Source organism: Fibrobacter sp. UWB5 (assembly GCF_002210295.1).
Taxonomy (GTDB): domain Bacteria; phylum Fibrobacterota; class Fibrobacteria; order Fibrobacterales; family Fibrobacteraceae; genus Fibrobacter.
Genome location: NZ_MWQH01000001.1, coordinates 523,076 through 539,699 on the forward strand (window position 1 = coordinate 523,076; position 16,624 = coordinate 539,699).

Sequence of the window (16,624 nt, forward strand, 5' to 3'; positions counted from 1 at the left end):
AAAGAAGGCCCGAAACTTTTCGCTCGGGACCCCTTGTATAGCTTTGGACAATGCTCTTACAATGTGAAATGAGAAAAGGATAATCTCACATTTCACACTACACATTACACATCTCTACGCCTTGATTTCCCAAGTCGTGCCTTCCTTGGAATCCTTGATGACCACGTTCATCGCGGCGAGTTCGTCGCGGATGCGGTCACTTTCGGCCCAGTTCTTGTTAGCGCGGGCTTCCTTACGGGCGGCAATCAGAGCTTCAATCTTTGCGACATCCACGCCGTCGTTGGCTCCCTTCTTGGCATATTCTTCACGAGGCTGGTCGAGCTTCAAGCCGAAAATCTTGTCGAAATCGGCTACGAGGGCGGCCTTTTCACCGTCATCGATATCGCTCTTGAGCATCGTGTTCATGATACCGAGGGCGCGCGGCATGTTCAAGTCGTCGCCGATAGCGTCCTTGAATTCCTGCTGGAAAGCCTTGGCGGCATCGCTTGTAATTGCGGTAGCCTTGCCAATCAGCGGGTCTGTCTTCTTGTGCAAACTCTTCAGGCCTTCCTTAGCGCCTTCCAGAGCTTCCCACGTGAAGTTCAGGTAGTTGCGGTAGTGACTGCCGATGGCGAAGAAGCGGTAGTCAAGCGGATTGAAACCGCGGTCCATGAGGAGCGAAACCGTCAGGAATTCGCCGCTGGACTTACTCATCTTGCCGAACTTCTGTTCGGTGGTTCCGTCTTCCAGCTTTTCTTCGCTAGCTGTACGGAGGAATTCGCCGTGCATCCAGAAGCGGGCAAACTGCACGCCGTTGGCGCATTCGCTCTGGGCGATTTCGTTGGTGTGGTGCACGCGGATGTGGTCGGTTCCGCCGCAGTGAATGTCGAGGGTCGGGCCGTTGTACTTCATGGCCATGGCGGAGCATTCAATGTGCCAGCCGGGGAAACCAACGCCCCACGGGCTGTCCCATTCCATAGCGCGCTTCTTGTCCTTCGGGCTGAACTTCCACAGAGCGAAGTCGGTGGCGTTCTTCTTTTCGCCCATGTCGATGCGGCTACCTTTGCGCAGGTTTTCCACGTCGAGGCGGGCAAAGTCGGCATAGCGCGGGAACTTGAGGCTATCGAAGTAGATGCCGTCGCTGGTACGGTAGGTGTAACCCTTTTCTTCCAAGGTCTTCACCAGGTCAATCTGTTCCTGGATGTGCTGCGTGGCAGGCGTCCAGCGGGTCGGTTCCTGGATGTTTAAGCGGTGCCAGTCGGCCATGAACGCGTCGGTGTAGAACTTCGCGATGTCCCAAACGGACTTGCCTTCGCGGGCGGCACCCTTTTCCATTTTGTCGTCGCCGGAGTCGGCGTCGCTGGTGAGGTGACCCACGTCGGTGATGTTCACGATGTGATTCACCTTGTAGCCGTAGTACTTGAGCGTACGGACCAGGAAGTCTTCGAAAATGTAGGTGCGGAGGTTACCGATGTGGGCGAAATGGTACACCGTCGGGCCGCAACAGTACATGCGCACGGCGGGAACGCCTTCAGGAAGTGTGAAAATCTCTTTCTTACGCGATGCAGTGTTGTAGAATTGAAGTGCCATTTTAAGCCTCCGGTTAGTTAATGCGGCGCAACTTGCGTCAACGCGGCCAAATATAGAATTATTTTACAGGATTTTCTTCAGACCGTCGATGTCGCGGAGCAGGATTCTGCCCCTCTTGATTTCGACAAGGCCCTTGGCGGCGAATTCCTGGAGCATGCGGGCCACCACTTCTCGGGCAGAATTCACGTCGCGGGCGATTTCTTCCTGCGTTTTCTTGATTTCGTCCTTGCCGCCGGTTTCGTAAGCCGAAATCAGGTAAGAGGCCAGACGCTGGTCGAACCTTTTGAAAAGCATGAGTTGAATGGCCCAAATGGTCTGCGAATAACGCTCGGTCTCTTTTTCGAAGACAAAAGCTTTCACGTGGACGTTCGAATCCATCAACTTGGCGCACAGCGATGCCGGAATCACCAATACGGTCGTGTCTTCTTCGGCGGTGACTTGGGTCTCGAAGGTTAGCTGGTGAATCACGCAAGAAGCGGTCGATACGCAAAACTCGTTGGCGTGGGCGCGGTAAAGGGTGATTTCGCGACCTTCGTCAGAGATGAGTCCCACGCGAATCCCGCCACTCAGAATAAAGATGATCCCGAGGCAAGAGGTCTTGCTGTTGTGAATCATCTGGTTCTTGCCGAAGCGTTTTGTGACGCAACGGTCCGAAACCATCGCCTTTTCTTCGGGCGAAAGATTCTGCCAAAAGGGCAGATTCGGAAGGAAGTGACTGAATGGACCTAAGCTCATAAAAGATGCACCTTCCTTGCAATATACAAAAAAGGTGCATCGCCTTAAGGAGGACAGTTTAATCGATTAAGCGTTTAGCCAATAATGCGTTTAGCTGAACATGCTTACGATCTGGTCTTTCGGACGAACCCCGACTACGGAGTTGACGATTTTACCTTCCTTGATGACCACGAGCGTAGGAATGCTCATGACGCCGAAGGTGGATGCCAGTTCGCCTTGTTCGTCGACGTTTACCTTGCAGACCTTTACCTTGTCTCCGTACTCTTCGGCGATTTCGGAGATGGTGGGCGAAAGCATGCGGCAGGGCCCGCACCAGGGTGCCCAAAAGTCGATCAGAACGGGCCTGTCGGAGTTCATGACTTCTGCTTCAAAGTTTTCCTTGGTGATGTTCATTTCGGTCATTTTTACCTCTCTTATTTTTATTCTTGTTTACACCTATATTTTACCTAATGTGCGCCCGCTTATCTGTGACTAGGTCACATTATCCGAAAATTTTTTCTAAATTCGGCGCCATGCTTTTTTCCGAGATCATCAAAGAATCTTACGAGCCGAGGGAATATCCGGCGCTGGCCCAACTTTCAGATGAGTGGGTGCAGACACGCCCGTTTTGGGGATGTAAGGTCTTGGTGGCAACACCGATTTTCAGGAACACGCTGGTAGAATACCGCGCATTGTTAGCCGGCGGGGCTGACCTTTATGTGGGTTATTCCGTCGGATCGTCGGGGGCGGCAATGCCTTGCGACCAGAAAATCATTGATTTGCTGAAAGAAAAAGACGTTCCCGTCGTGACCGATGAAGATATCAAGAGCGGTAAAGTTGCCGATGATTTCGACCTGATTCTGGATTGTGCCGGTCAGTTTGCCTTTTGCCACCCGAAAAAGGGCTTTGTGGAACTCACCCGCAGTGGCGTGCAGTTCTATGCCGACTCGGAATTTCCGGTATATGTCGCCGATAGCGGAATCGTCAAGCGCATTGAAACCGTGCTTGGTACGGGTGACGGTTATTTTCGCGCACTTGAATCTCTGGGACATTCCGAATTCGAAGGAAAGTCGCTTGTGGTCTTTGGCAGCGGTAAGGTGGGCTGCGGCATTGCCTTGCACGGGGTGCGCCGCGGCATGAATGTCTGCACCATCACCAATACCCGTAACGAAGATTCCAACTCGAATTTCAGCAGAGTCCTGTTGAACAACGAGGTGCGAATTGAAGACTACATGGACGACGAAATGGTGGCGGACGTGATTGCCCACGCCGATTTTGTGGTGACGGCGACGGGACGCAAAAATGCGTTGACCTTGTCTGCCGTGTCGGCGGTTCTTTCAAACGTCAAGGCGGTGGTCGCGAATATGGGTGTCGAAGACGAATTCGGTGAACTTGTTCCCGATACAAGAGTTCTGAACGGAAAGTCTCCCTTGAATTTTGTGCTGGATGAACCCACTCATCTCAAGTATATCGATACGAGTCTCGCATTGCATGCGGCCTTGGGTGAACGCCTGCTGCAGGAATGTGCCGAAGAGGCAAGTCCTTTCAAGGGAGTACAGGATCCTCCTAGCGAAATCGAACAACGTTTGTTGGTAACGACTATCCAGAACGGGGCGATTGGCCCTGAAATCTGCGACATGATGCGCTGAGCGCCGTGCTGAAGCGGGCTTTAAGCCTGCATTCTATGTAAAAAGTACAGCCTTTGTAAATAAATTCTTGCTTTTTTGACTTTTTTAAAGTATAATTGCAAAAGAAAGTAAACAAACGAGGTTGTATGAATCTGAAGAAAATTTTTGCAATGGCTCTCGTGTCGGCTGCTTTCGCCATGGCACAAGAAGCTGCCCCTGCTAAAAAGGCCGCTCCTGCTGAAGCTGCACAACCTGCCCCTGCCGCAGAAGCTCCGGCTACAGAAGCCCAGCCTGCAGCAGCACCTGCCGCTGAAACTCCGGCTCCTGCCGAAGTTGCACAGCCTGCCCAAGAGGCCGCTCCTGCAGCTGCCCCTGCAGGAACTGCAGAAGCTCCTGCCGCAGAAACCTCGGCCGCCGAAGCCCAGGCTCCGGCTGAAGTGGCCCAGCCCGTTCAAGAACCCGCTCCTGCTGCAGCCCCTGCAGAAACAGCAAAGCCTGCAGAGCCCGAACAGGTTGCCGCGCCGTCTGATGCACCCCAGGGTCCGCAAGGCGCTCCCGAAGGCGTGCGCATGGGCCCGCCCAAAACACCGTTTACCGTCATTCACGGCAGCGCTTACAATACCGTCAAGAACGAAGCCGCTGGCGACAATGTCGACCTTCTTTTGGATCGCCGTTTGACCAAGTTCTACGGCCAGAAATTCTTCTACATCGAACCCGCTGGCGAACGCGGTGTCGTTTCGCTCGGTAATTTCTTTGGCGCCATGGATATTTCGGGCGATGTAGGCCGTGCCACCCTCGGCTACACCAACGGTAGCTTCGGTGCCGAAATCCGTGCTGGCGTCGGCAAGCGCTATTTCGACAACGACAACGTTGAACAGAAGGTTTCTTACAACGGAAATGACTTCGGTCTTACTTTGTCCCAAATGCTCGGCGGCTATGTGCTCACCTTGGGCGGTGACTGGATTACCGTTGCCGAAGAAACCGATACGGATCCTAAGGCAAAGCGCGCGCCGACCACTGAAGAACGCTACCGCGACCTTACCGCGACCCTCGTGCTTACCGATGGCCCGTCTGCCCGTAAGCATTTCTGGTCTGCCGGCGTGAACTTTACCCGTCACGTCAACGAAATGGAAGTGGCCGGTTCCCTCAAGAACGAAAATCCCGACTCCTATATCAGTGTCGTTCCGTTCTTCAACTACGGTACTCCCGCACTCCAGTCGGAACATGCAAGACTCATGCTCGGCTTGAACACGGCGGTTCCTACCGTTATTCAGGATGAATACATTGTCCGCGACACCACCAGCGGGGCATCCGCCAAGAAGAACATGACCCACGTAGGCCTTTCGCTGACGCCGAACGTAGTGGGCGAGGTCCTTCTGGGTGAATCGGTCATGCTCTTTGGTGAAGCCGCTTACCAGTGGGAAGCCGTGTCTTACACCAAGGGCGAAAACGTCGAAGCCGGTGACTACAAGGTGCTCGAAAGCGTGGCCGACAAGGTCCAGGCGACTGTTGGCTTCCGTTACCAGTACAAGGATTGGGCCGCTTGCGAATTTGCCTTTGGCGATTCCTTCTTCACCGACACCAAGTCCATCTTCAATGGCGAAGGCGTGTTCGTAAGCTTCGGTGGCTTTATCTACTTCTAGTGACAAATAGTCCTTTTTCGGGCCTTATCGGTCCAAATGGAGTATGTTTTTATGAAAAAGGTAACCTCGTTCAGGGTGCCTTTTTTCTATTTTTCAGCCCACTATGGCAAAAATTCTCTTTAAAAAACAAATGTCTTCCGCGGTCTACATGTTCCGCGTCGAGGCCCCGCTGATCGCTCAAGAGCGTAAGGCCGGCCAGTTTATCATCCTCCAGACGAACAAGGACAACGGCGAACGCGTGCCTCTCACCATCGCCGATGCCGACACGACTGAAGGCTCTATCACCCTGATTTTCCAGACGGTTGGCAAGACCACCACCGAACTTTCCAAGTTCGAAGTCGGTGACGATATTCCCGTGCTCGTGGGCCCGCTCGGCTCTCCGACCCACATCGAGAATTTTGGCCACGTGGTTTGCGTGTGCGGTGGCGTGGGTATCGCCCCGATGCACCCGATCGTTCAGGCCCTCAAGGCTGCAGGCAACAAGGTCACCATCATCATGGGTGCCCGTAACGAAAGCCTGTTCCTCATGAAGGACGAAATGACCGCTCTCGCCGACAACATCATCTTCATGACCGACGACGGTTCCTATGGCCGCAAGGGGCTCGTGACCGAACCGCTTAAGGAACTCTGCGAAGACACCAAGGGCAAGCCCGACATGGTGATCGCTATCGGTCCTCCGATCATGATGAAGTTCTGCGCCCTCACCACCAAGCCCTACGGCGTGAAGACCGTGGTGAGCCTCAATAGCATCATGGTGGACGGAACCGGCATGTGCGGTGGCTGCCGCGTGACTATCGGTGGCAAGACCAAGTTCGTCTGCGTCGACGGTCCGGAATTCGACGGTCACGAAGTCGACTGGAACAACATGCTCCAGCGTATGGGCGCCTTCAAGCCCCAGGAACAGGAATCTCTGCACCGCTTCGGTGCAAACGATGGCCACAAGTGCAACATTGACAAGATGGCTGACGCAAAGGCCAAGGAGAGCAAGTAATGTCTGAACATTTGACTCGTGAACAGTTGGACGCCGCCGCCAAGGTGGAACTTGAAAAGATTAATGCCCTTCCGAAGCCGCTCAAGCCCAAGGACAAGACTGCCATTCCGGCACAGCCGATGCCGCAGCTCGAACCCAGCTACCGCGCCCGCGTGATGGAAGAAGTCGCCCAGGGTTACACCGAAGCCCAGGCTATCGTCGAAGCTAACCGCTGCCTCGCTTGTAAGAACCAGCCTTGCGTCGAAAGCTGCCCGGTGCACATCGACATTCCGGCCTTCATCGCCAAGATTGCCGAAGGTGACTTCAAGGCCGCTATCGCCAAGATTAAGGAAACCAGCTTGCTCCCGGCAATCTGCGGCCGCGTTTGCCCGCAGGAACGCCAGTGCCAGATGAACTGCACCATGGGCAAGATGCACAAGGACGTGAACCAGGCTGTGGCTATCGGCCGCCTGGAACGCTTTGCTGCCGACTATGAACGCAACAACGGTGGTGCCTCTGTGCCGGCCGTGAAGCCCGCTACCGGCAAGAAGGTGGCTGTGATCGGTTCCGGTCCTGCCGGCCTGGTTGTCGCTGCTGACGTGCGCCGCGAAGGCCACGACGTGACCATCTTCGAAGCTTTCCACAAGCTTGGTGGTGTGGTCCGCTACGGTATTCCTGAATTCCGTCTCCCGAAGAAGATCGTGGACAACGAAATTGAATCCCTCGCTGCCATGGGCGTGAAGTTCGAGACAAATTTTGTCATCGGCCGTACCCGCAAGCTCAAGGACTTGATTGAAAAGGATGGCTTCGATGCCGTGTTCGTCGGTACTGGTGCAGGCCTCCCGCTCTTCATGAACATCGAAGGTGAAAACTTGGTTGGTGTGTTCGCCGCTAACGAATACCTGACCCGCGCCAACCTCATGCGCGCCTACGACAAGGAACATGCAGATACTCCGATGTGGCCCGGTAAGAACGTGGTCGTTCTCGGTGGTGGTAACGTCGCTATGGACGCTGCCCGTATGGCTCTCCGTCTCGGTGCCGAAAAGGTCCGCATCATTTACCGCCGCAGCATGAACGAACTCCCGGCCCGTAAGGAAGAAGTTCTCCATGCTCAGGAAGAGGGTGTCGAATTCTGCGTTCTGCAGAACCCGGCCAAGATCCTTGGCGACGAAGCCGGCCACGTGCGCGGCATGCTCGTCGACAAGTACGAACTCGGCGAACCCGACGAAAAGGGCCGTCCGCGTCCGGTCAAGGTCGAAGGTGCAAGCTTCGAAATCGAATGCGACACCGTGCTCGTTGCTATCGGTAACGGTTCTAACCCGCTCATCAGCAACACCACGCCGGAACTCTCCGTCGACAAGAAGGGTCACATCCTTCTCGAAGATGCTGCTGCCAACAAGACCTTTATGGAAAAGGTTTATGCCGGTGGTGACATCGTGCTCGGCGCTGCAACCGTGATCCTCGCCATGGGTGAGGGTCGTCGTGCTGCTGCAGGCATCAACGAATATTTGAAGAAATAAACTTCGCGATAGTTCGTCACCCGGACTCTCGACGTACGAGTTGTACGCCTTCGGTCCGGGTTCCTGCTCTCGCTCGTTTCTTCTTCAAATCTTAGATTTGAAAAAAAGATGGTCTTTTGACCATCTTTTTTGATTTTCAGTTATGGGGGCTCGGCTCCTGCTCTCGCTAGGTTCCTTTTCCAAGCCCTGAAGAAAAATGTTTCTTCTTCAAATCTTGGATTTGGAAAAAAAGATGGTTTCGGCCATCTTTTTTTATGCGTTAATTTGCCTTAATTGCGGCTTTTGGAGTGCAGAACGGAATGTGAACAAAACTTTGGTCTGAAACAGGGTATTTTTACTGTGTAGCCTTTGTAGTAAATACGTATTTTGTTAAATTGAGAAAGAAATAGAGATGACGATGATTTATAGATATTTATTAATCCTTTTTTTGTGCATATCGGCGTCTTCTTTTGCATCTCCTGTTATTTCGCCAGAACGGTACAATCTTAAACTTCTTCAGACGGCTCCAATGCTGTTCGACTTTCATCGTTTAACGACTTCTTCGTTAAGACAGGAATTTCATTATCCGCAGCGCGATTCTTCTTGGCGCAAGAATGCAAAATCGTTTGAAAAAGATGCCCTGTTCTTGCATCATTCCGATCATTCTTTTCTTGCTGCAAGTCTTGTCGGTGGAATCGATTATCGTGCTGGGGAAGCCCTTGGCGATACAATTTGGCCGGGAATTGATGGTGGTCTTTTTTTGAGAGGGTATATTGATTCCTTGGAGTTTGTTTTAGATGCACGAATTTATTCTGAAAGTCATTCTTCTCAAAATCCCAAGTCGTATGATGGGGAATACATTGATTTGCAGGAAGAAAACAGTAATGATGGACTGGAGTATGTGAGCTACGCACGTTATCGTGGGCATTTGGCTTTGAATATGGGCTTTGCTCGGTTTGATGTCGGACGTGACGTAATGCATTGGGGCCCAGGCTATTATAATAATTTGGCGTTGAACCAATTCTCGCTTCCTTTCAATTCAATGTCTGTCGATTTGCAAGTGGGGCCTCTCACAGTGGTTTCTGTTTATGGCGATTTGCGTATTTATAAGGGGAACGTTAATGAGGGGAATAAAGAAGCTCGCAATCTTTATGGGCATCGTTACGAACTGAACTTCGGTGATTTGATTATAGGAATGAGTGAACTTCAGGTCGTTTATGATGATAACGATGTGTGGTTGTTAGTTCCGATTGTTCCGCTTTTCATGGAAAAAGGAAACTATACTGAAAGTTCCAATAATGGAGCGCTGTCTTTTGATTTGAATTATAGATTGTTCAATATGGCTCGAATTTATACAGAGTTTTTCATGGATGATTTTCAGAGCCCGGCAGAGCTTATAAAAAATGAGGATGTGCAATCCAAATGGGCTTGGATGGTGGGCGCCCAAATAGGCCATGATTTTGAGTGGAAGTCTCATAAGCTTGAATTGGGAACCCTAGTCGAATATGCTCGAGTTGAACCTTATGTATATACGCATTTTAATAGCAATACGGCTCAGTTGGCGCACCTGGAGGTTCCTTTGGGAAATCAGGGAGGACCGAATAGCCAGACTATTGAATGGCTTGCTTATTCACGTGTTGATGGCCGATGGGTTGCGGGACTTCATCAGAAATGGTTCTGGAAAGGTAATGATGCGGGTAGTTCCCTGAATGATCCGAATCCTTCGAATCATGCGAATGTGAAAAAACGTTTTCTCCATGGGGCCAAAATGCAATATTCATTAACCCCAATTTTGGGTTATGAAGGCCGATTTGTCAATTTTGCGTTAGAATGGACATTTGTTGATGGCAAGAAAGTATACTCTAGAGCTGGATTTAAGTGGTGAAAAAGAGGGCGTCTATACTCTTTAGTGAAAATAGCTCAATACAGGAAATTTTTTTTGTCACTTTGTTTATGTATTTATTAAATTATGTGAAGGAATGTTTTTTTAATTATTATAAACTTGCGATGATCTTGTGTGACAGTGTTATTTTGTTGAACGGACCTCGGTGCGGAGTTCCCTGCAAGAGGAGAATTGTATAATATGCAGTTCGATACTTTTATCATATTTGGTGGTTGCGGTTTTATTGGTTCGCATACGGCGAATTTGCTTCGTTCAAGATACCCAGATGCAAAAATTGTTATTGCAGACCTTTTGGCAGAGGGATCCGCTCTTTCTCAAAGAGTCGATGTGCGTAACCCGATCAGTTTACAGGGTGAATTTGGTAAAAGTACCTTAATATTTAATTTCGCGGCAATTCATCGTACGCCAGGTCATCCTGACCATGCATATTTTGAAACGAACATTCGTGGTGCCGAAAATGTTTGCGAATTCGCACGCGAACACAACATTGAAAACATTGTTTTTACTAGTAGTATTGCCCCGTATGGAGCGGCCGAAGAATTAAAGACGGAAGAAACTCTGCCAACTCCCAACACACCTTATGGCATATCTAAATTGGTGGCCGAAAAGATTCATCGTGAATGGGCTGCCGAAGATTCTAATCGTAGACTCTCGATTGTGCGCCCGGGCATTGTGTTCGGTACCGGTGAAAATGGTAACATGACCCGCCTCTATAGGGCGCTCAAGAAACGTAAGTTTGCTTATGCGGGCCGTAAGGATACAATCAAGGCTTGCATTTATGTGAAGGACTTGGTGCGTGTGATGCTGGCCATGGCTGAAAATCAAAATGCTGACCGCATTCAGTTGCATAACTGTTGCTATTATCCCTCATTTACCATTGAACAAATTGCTAATACCATGCTCAAAGCAACAGGCATGAATCGTCATATTCCGTATATTCCCAAGAAACCCATGATGGCTGCTGCTACCATTTGTGGTGTGCTTGGAGGCTTGGGACTAGGTATTTGCCCTGCTCGTGTGAAAAAGCTGATGATTAGCACGAATATTGATGGTCATAAACTGGCGAAAAACTATCCGCTTTCTTATTCGCTAGAAAGTGCGTTTAGGGATTGGTTTAAGGATTGCGAAGAAAAGGAACTGGTGTAATGAGCATGTCTTCTAGGAAGGTTAGCGTTATTATAATGACGCTTAACGCTGAAATGTATATCAAGAACATGCTTGATATTTTGTGTAGACAATCATTAAGGCCGGTTGAAATAATTGTTGCTGATTCTGAGTCAACTGATAAAACTGTTGAAATTGCCAAAACATATGAATTGGTGAAAATATTTGATGTAAAGCGGTCTGAATTTGACCATGGTGGCTCTCGAGATGCAGCTTTGAGAGCGTCTGTAGGCGATTTTGTTTTGTTCTTTACGCAGGATGCTGTAATTGAACAGGAAAATTACATTGAACAGATTACATCTAATTTTGAGGATGAATCTGTTGCTATGGTTTGTGCTCGTCAAAAGGCAAAAACTGATGCCGCTCATTATGAACGTCTAATTCGGGAATTTAATTACCCAATGGTAAAGAAAGTTCGTACCAAGGCTGATATTGATGTAATGGGCGTGAAGGCTTTTTATATGAGCGATGCATGTTCAGCATATAGAAGAACTGCATATTTTGATTTGGGCGGATTTGAACATCCAATTCTTACCAACGAGGATATGCTGATTGCTGCATGCGCTCTGAAAAAAGGTTACAAAACTGTTTACGATCCCAGTGTTTATGTGCTGCATTCTCACAATTTTACGTGCAAACAAGAATTTAAACGTAATTTTGATGTTGCAGCCTTTATGGTCATGCACAAAGATGTATTTGCTGGTATGAAGATTGAAGGCGAAGGAATGAAATTAGTGAAATATGTGTCTAAAGGTTTGCTTAGTCGGTTGCACTTTATCTCTTTCTTTAAATTCGGTATGATTTGTGTTGCTAAGTTTGCTGGATATCGTAAAGGCTGTTGTGTTGAAAGTATGGGTCTTGACGAAATAAAAGAGAATAGTGGTTTGCCTGGGTGGTGGAAGTAGCTTTGGGGGAGTAAGGTCTGTTTGGCATAGGAATGGTTGACAGACGAGCTTGGTTGCGTGAATTCTTTTTTTGAACTACCTTAATCTTTGTGACGAAATTGCTTTATTTATGGATGAAAAAGGGCGCGTATGAAAATAGGAATTTTAAATTTAGCCCTTGACAATAATTATGGAGGAAATCTTCAGCGCTTTGCACTAATTACTTTTTTGCAAAAATTAGGGCATCAGGCTAAGCATATTCAAATTAAAGGTTATGATTTTTTGCCTTGGTATAAGGTTCCCTATGCTTATCCAAAACGGTTTGTCTTGAAATTTGTATTGCATAAGATAAACCATATTCGTCAGGAAAAATTTTCCAATCAAGAACAGAAAGATCTTTGGAAAACTATAGAACCATTCTATGAACACTATGTTCCTCATACAGGTGCTATTAAAAATAAGGAACAATTGAAAATTGTATCTGATTTGGAAAACTTTGATGCTGTGATTGTTGGTTCTGATCAAGTCTGGCGAGCCTCCATGACAAGATGTTTCGGTATGTCTTCGTATATGCTGGATTTTGTTTCAAGGGATAAAACAAAGAAAATTGCTTATGCGGTTTCTTTAGGTGTTGATAATCCTGAATTGAATCCAAGTCAGGCAATGCGCTTGAATAATCTTTATCGCCAGTTCAGTGCAGTTTCTGTAAGAGAATCTTCGGCTTTAAAGTTGTTCGATCAATATGGGTGGACTTATCCGCGTGCGGAGGTTTGCGTTGACCCGACTTTGCTATTGGATGTTGAAGATTATAATCGTGTGATAGATAATGCAAATGTTAATGATTGCACAACAGGGAAAATTTTTGCATATCTACTAGACGCTACATTTGAAAAAGAGAATCGAATAAGAAAGGAGTCGGCAGCGAAGAAATTTGCGGTGCATTGTATGGGATTGCATGATGCGTCAACCTCTATAGAACAATGGCTTAACAACATTCGAAGGGCCGAAATGGTTGTGACCGATTCTTTCCATGGAGTGGTGTTTAGCGTCATTTTTGATAAACCGTTTTTATTTCTTGGAAACCAAAGACGAGGGAATGCTAGATTACTGTCTTTACTTGTTATGCTGGATGTTGACCCCCGGAATTTGGATTGTTTTATTCATGTTCAGAAAAAAACGAAATTGATTGCTGCGAGAAAAAAATCTGCAGAATTTTTAAAAATGGCGTTGGAAACGTAATTTATGAAGATTTTAATTGTTTCTGATGAAATTACACATCCCTCAACAGCTGGGAATCGTCAGTGGATTTTAGCTCAAAGTAATTTGCTTATGGAACTTGGACATGAAGTGCATTTTCTGTATATCAAAAAGAAATCGTTAAGGTCTAAACATAGCATTGATGAAACTGAAGCTAAAAAATTTTGGGCAGAAAAATTTCATGTCCTAGATACAGGCCGTTTAGGTGGGTTACGATATGCCTTTTTTCTGCAGTTGCGTCAGAGATTTTGCAAGGGATATTTTAAATGCGATGATATGTATGTAGCCAAATTAACAAAGACAGTTGAAATGTTGAATGAAGAACATGGTTTTGATGCTGTTTTTGTTAATTATTATTGGCTGTCAAAGCTTTTTCTGAAAACAAAAATTCCATTAAGGGTTCTCTGTACGCACGATTGCTTTTCTTTTAAAGATCTTAAGGGTGGAAAAAATGCTTGGATGTGTACAAGTGCTAATGAAGAGGCTAAGGCTTTACAACGTTGTGATGTTGTTTTGGGACTACAACAGGATGAGTCTACATATTTTTCGTATTTAGCTCCGTTAAGTAAAGTTTATACAGTTTATTGTCCTTATAAGTATTATGCGCAGCCTATAGCTGGGAATCACAATATTATGTTCTTATCTGGGCCGAATGGGTATAACTTGGAGGGGCTAAATTGGTTTGTTGATGAAATTTTGCCCTTGATAAAAGACCGCTATGCTGATGCAAAACTTATTATTGGGGGAGGAGTCTGCAAAGTCTTGACTAGATTGAAAGGCAGAACAGATGTCGAACTGCTTGGGTTTGTGAATGATCCTTATGAATTTTGGGCCAGGGGCGATGTGGCTATAAATCCGACCTTTAGGGGCACAGGCCTGAAAATAAAAACTTTTGAAGCGATATCTTTCGATAAAGTTGTCATGGTTCATCCCCATAGTGCAGTAGGGATTTTTAAATGCGATTCGGCACCTTTGTTTGCTTCGGAAAATCCGCAAAAATGGGTGGATTTTATCAGTAAAGTATGGAGCTCTTGTGGCGAAATTGAATCTATAAAATCAAAAAACTGCCAGTATATAGAAAATCTTAATGGATATATAAGAGAACAGTTCAAAGAAATGTTAAATTGTTGTGATAAATAATTTTTATTATGGAATTATATTGGATTATACATTCGCTTGTTTTTTTGAGTACGGGTTTTGAACTTTCGTCTCCTAAATGGAAGAAAGTTGTTTTGATTGCTTGGTGTGTGTTCTTTACGCTTTTTGGAGGATTGCGTTGGAGAATTGGCAATGATTGGACTCAATACTTAGAGTATTTCAGGTTTGTTCGTTGGGACAATATATTCTCGTATTATCGAGATGGTGGTTCCTTGATGGAACCTGGATATATGTTTTTAAATATGTTGGTTAAATCCGTTTTTGGTGGATTTTATTGGCAGAATTTATTGATATGTGGTTTCTTGCAGTTTACGTTCTATCGTTTTTGCACGGGGCTTTTCCCTAAAAGACCTTTGTTGATGTATAGTTTGTTTTTGACTGCGGTCTGTTATTTCCCGATTCGTGCGGGATTAGCTGTAGCGATTTGTATGTGGGGATATAAATTCATTAAAGAAAAGAATCTTCTTTGTTTTCTTGTCACAATATTTATCGCATCGAGTGTCCATAACATGTGTTTGATTTTCTTGCCAATGTATTGGATTGGAAAAATTAGGCCGAATTTTTGGGTTTATTCTGCTGCGTATTTTTTTGTTTTTGCGACATCCATTGTTTTTGCAAATTATTTTGAAGGAATTGCACTTGCAATGATGGATGATTCGTCGCAGGTTGCTATTTATTTGGCCAATGGGGCTGAAGGTGATAAAACTTCGATATTTAATGTTCTTTTGCATTATGTCTTTTTATGTGGCTATTTGCATGTGAAAAATAAAGAAAAGCTGCAGGATGATGAGTGGACATCTGCAGTTATAAACATGTATTTCATTTCTTTTGCAATAACAATGATTTTTTCTGAAAGAAATCCTGTTTTTAGTCGCTTAAATGATGTTTTCAATGCTGCTACGGTATTCACTTTTGTGTGGGCGCTAGATTATTTTCTCTCAAAGAAAAAAGGTGTTCGATTAATTGCCGCATTGTTCTTTGTCTTTTATTACTGCTACAAGTTTAGGAATGGCATTGGGGATATATACTTTGAACGTACGTGTGTACCTTATAAGAGTATTTTTGATTATAATTCCTGGAATTTGATGTAGCTTTAGCGATGGTTTGTATTTTGGGTTGAAAATAAGAAGAATATTTCTAATTAATGTGTAAAAAACAAAATGCTGTGTAGGCTTGTATGGTATATTTAGTTTGTCAAGAATGGTATAACACGAAAGATAATCATGCGGGAATCAAGCATCTTTGTAATGAATTACAAAGGCGCTATCCTGATAATTATAAGTCTATTGTTATTCCTGAATATGACAACGGCAAGTGCCACAATAAAATCTTGAAAAAATTTTGGAGACTTAACGCGTATATTCGGCATAGGCTTTATATACATAAAATTGTGTTGGCTTTTAAGAAAATGTTAAAACCAGGAGATAAGGTTTTATTGACAGAGTATCTTTGGAAAGCGAATACTCAGTTACCCATAGCCGATGCAATAAAACGGTCTGGAATGCCTGTAAAGGTTTATGCCATGGCACATTTGGTACCTAGCATATATGATAAAAAATTTTCTGATTCAAAGTTGAAAAAATGGATTGATGCCGTTGATGGTGTTATGACATTGGGACATTCGTTGTCCGATTATCTTGTTAACAGGGGTGTTGAAAAAGAAAAGGTCTTTACGACATTTCATTATGTTGATTTGGATTATTATCATGTTTTAGCTCCTAAGGACGATGTGGTTACGGTTATTGCAATGGGAAATATGATGCGAAATGTAACCTTATTGCAGAGTATTGTAAAACAGAATAGTGCCGTTCATTTTATCATTTGCCAAGGAGCGAATGATTTGAGCCAATTTTTTGAAGGCCTGAAAAATGTGGAGTTGCTGCCCTATATCACAGAAGCGGAATTGCGTGATTATATGAATAAAGCGAGCATATCTTTAAATGTAATGGTGGATACTATCGGTAGTAATGTCATTGTTACTTCAATGGCTATGGGATTAGCTATGATTTGTAGTGATGTTGGTTCTATTCGAGATTATTGTGATGAAAAAAATACGGTGTTTTGTGACAACCATGATGAGAATTCCTGGACAGACGCGATTAAGACCTTGTCTGGAGACATATCAAGACTGAAGGATATGCAAAAAGAATCGCTTCTGAAATCACGGCATTTTTCTTTTGAAAACTTTCATTGTAAATTGCAGCAAATTATGAATTAATAATTTTATGGAGAAAT

At 45.9% G+C, this 16,624-nt stretch carries 14 protein-coding genes; 11 read left to right on the forward strand and 3 right to left on the reverse strand.

Annotation, left to right across the window (positions count from 1 at the left end; all coding sequences use genetic code 11):
• Positions 1 to 114: 114 nt before the first annotated feature.
• From cysS to trxA, 3 genes are all read right to left on the reverse strand, one after another.
• Positions 115 to 1,569, reverse strand: coding sequence for a cysteine--tRNA ligase (cysS, locus tag B7989_RS02210; RefSeq protein ID WP_088626982.1), 1,455 nt, complete (start codon positions 1,567 to 1,569; stop codon positions 115 to 117).
• A gap of 63 nt (positions 1,570 to 1,632) precedes the next feature.
• Positions 1,633 to 2,304 carry a Crp/Fnr family transcriptional regulator gene (locus B7989_RS02215; protein ID WP_088626983.1) on the reverse strand — a complete coding sequence of 224 codons (672 nt, stop codon included), beginning with the start codon at positions 2,302 to 2,304 and terminating at the stop codon, positions 1,633 to 1,635.
• A 90-nt stretch (positions 2,305 to 2,394) separates the two neighbouring features.
• On the reverse strand, positions 2,395 to 2,706 hold the full coding sequence (gene trxA / locus B7989_RS02220) for a thioredoxin (protein WP_088626984.1): 312 nt from the start codon (positions 2,704 to 2,706) through the stop codon (positions 2,395 to 2,397).
• 110 nt (positions 2,707 to 2,816) lie between these two features.
• Here trxA and B7989_RS02225 point away from each other — a divergent pair, with 110 nt between their 5' ends.
• The 11 genes from B7989_RS02225 to B7989_RS02275 all read left to right on the forward strand — a co-directional run bounded on the left by B7989_RS02225 (position 2,817) and on the right by B7989_RS02275 (position 16,607).
• Positions 2,817 to 3,932 (forward strand): adenosylhomocysteinase, encoded by a 1,116-nt coding sequence (locus B7989_RS02225; RefSeq protein ID WP_088626985.1) that lies wholly within the window; start codon positions 2,817 to 2,819, stop codon positions 3,930 to 3,932.
• A 125-nt stretch (positions 3,933 to 4,057) separates the two neighbouring features.
• Positions 4,058 to 5,554: a hypothetical protein gene (locus B7989_RS14060; RefSeq protein WP_088626986.1), complete on the forward strand. Its 1,497-nt coding sequence runs from the start codon at positions 4,058 to 4,060 to the stop codon at positions 5,552 to 5,554.
• A gap of 103 nt (positions 5,555 to 5,657) precedes the next feature.
• Positions 5,658 to 6,545: a sulfide/dihydroorotate dehydrogenase-like FAD/NAD-binding protein gene (locus tag B7989_RS02235; protein ID WP_072801142.1), complete on the forward strand. Its 888-nt coding sequence runs from the start codon at positions 5,658 to 5,660 to the stop codon at positions 6,543 to 6,545.
• The gene (gene gltA / locus B7989_RS02240; protein ID WP_088626987.1) at positions 6,545 to 8,044 is read left to right on the forward strand and encodes an NADPH-dependent glutamate synthase; all 1,500 of its coding nucleotides are present in this window, start codon (positions 6,545 to 6,547) and stop codon (positions 8,042 to 8,044) included. Before B7989_RS02235 ends, gltA begins: the two co-directional genes overlap by 1 nt.
• A gap of 508 nt (positions 8,045 to 8,552) precedes the next feature.
• Positions 8,553 to 9,908, forward strand: coding sequence for a hypothetical protein (locus B7989_RS02245; protein WP_088627347.1), 1,356 nt, complete (start codon positions 8,553 to 8,555; stop codon positions 9,906 to 9,908).
• 198 nt (positions 9,909 to 10,106) lie between these two features.
• Positions 10,107 to 11,072, forward strand: a complete 966-nt coding sequence (locus tag B7989_RS02250; protein WP_088626988.1) for an NAD(P)-dependent oxidoreductase — start codon at positions 10,107 to 10,109, stop codon at positions 11,070 to 11,072.
• A 5-nt stretch (positions 11,073 to 11,077) separates the two neighbouring features.
• A complete protein-coding gene (locus B7989_RS02255) occupies positions 11,078 to 11,995 on the forward strand; it encodes a glycosyltransferase family 2 protein (RefSeq protein WP_255406364.1) in 918 nt (305 codons plus the stop codon).
• Positions 11,996 to 12,124: 129 nt separating this feature from the next.
• Positions 12,125 to 13,213 carry a polysaccharide pyruvyl transferase family protein gene (locus B7989_RS02260; protein ID WP_088626990.1) on the forward strand — a complete coding sequence of 363 codons (1,089 nt, stop codon included), beginning with the start codon at positions 12,125 to 12,127 and terminating at the stop codon, positions 13,211 to 13,213.
• A 3-nt stretch (positions 13,214 to 13,216) separates the two neighbouring features.
• Positions 13,217 to 14,371: a glycosyltransferase family 4 protein gene (locus B7989_RS02265; RefSeq protein ID WP_088626991.1), complete on the forward strand. Its 1,155-nt coding sequence runs from the start codon at positions 13,217 to 13,219 to the stop codon at positions 14,369 to 14,371.
• Between the two features lie 8 nt (positions 14,372 to 14,379).
• Complete coding sequence (locus B7989_RS02270; RefSeq protein WP_088626992.1) at positions 14,380 to 15,480, forward strand: EpsG family protein; 1,101 nt, start codon at positions 14,380 to 14,382, stop codon at positions 15,478 to 15,480.
• 86 nt (positions 15,481 to 15,566) lie between these two features.
• Positions 15,567 to 16,607 carry a glycosyltransferase gene (locus B7989_RS02275; RefSeq protein WP_088626993.1) on the forward strand — a complete coding sequence of 347 codons (1,041 nt, stop codon included), beginning with the start codon at positions 15,567 to 15,569 and terminating at the stop codon, positions 16,605 to 16,607.
• Positions 16,608 to 16,624: the final 17 nt, after the last annotated feature.

Coding starts and splice junctions, on each gene's coding strand:
- cysS (WP_088626982.1), bottom strand. CDS start 1,569: ATGGCACTTCAATTCTACAACACTGCATCGCGTAAGAAAGAGATTTTC.
- B7989_RS02215 (WP_088626983.1), bottom strand. CDS start 2,304: ATGAGCTTAGGTCCATTCAGTCACTTCCTTCCGAATCTGCCCTTTTGG.
- trxA (WP_088626984.1), bottom strand. CDS start 2,706: ATGACCGAAATGAACATCACCAAGGAAAACTTTGAAGCAGAAGTCATG.
- B7989_RS02225 (WP_088626985.1), top strand. CDS start 2,817: ATGCTTTTTTCCGAGATCATCAAAGAATCTTACGAGCCGAGGGAATAT.
- B7989_RS14060 (WP_088626986.1), top strand. CDS start 4,058: ATGAATCTGAAGAAAATTTTTGCAATGGCTCTCGTGTCGGCTGCTTTC.
- B7989_RS02235 (WP_072801142.1), top strand. CDS start 5,658: ATGGCAAAAATTCTCTTTAAAAAACAAATGTCTTCCGCGGTCTACATG.
- gltA (WP_088626987.1), top strand. CDS start 6,545: ATGTCTGAACATTTGACTCGTGAACAGTTGGACGCCGCCGCCAAGGTG.
- B7989_RS02245 (WP_088627347.1), top strand. CDS start 8,553: ATGCTGTTCGACTTTCATCGTTTAACGACTTCTTCGTTAAGACAGGAA.
- B7989_RS02250 (WP_088626988.1), top strand. CDS start 10,107: ATGCAGTTCGATACTTTTATCATATTTGGTGGTTGCGGTTTTATTGGT.
- B7989_RS02255 (WP_255406364.1), top strand. CDS start 11,078: ATGTCTTCTAGGAAGGTTAGCGTTATTATAATGACGCTTAACGCTGAA.
- B7989_RS02260 (WP_088626990.1), top strand. CDS start 12,125: ATGAAAATAGGAATTTTAAATTTAGCCCTTGACAATAATTATGGAGGA.
- B7989_RS02265 (WP_088626991.1), top strand. CDS start 13,217: ATGAAGATTTTAATTGTTTCTGATGAAATTACACATCCCTCAACAGCT.
- B7989_RS02270 (WP_088626992.1), top strand. CDS start 14,380: ATGGAATTATATTGGATTATACATTCGCTTGTTTTTTTGAGTACGGGT.
- B7989_RS02275 (WP_088626993.1), top strand. CDS start 15,567: ATGGTATATTTAGTTTGTCAAGAATGGTATAACACGAAAGATAATCAT.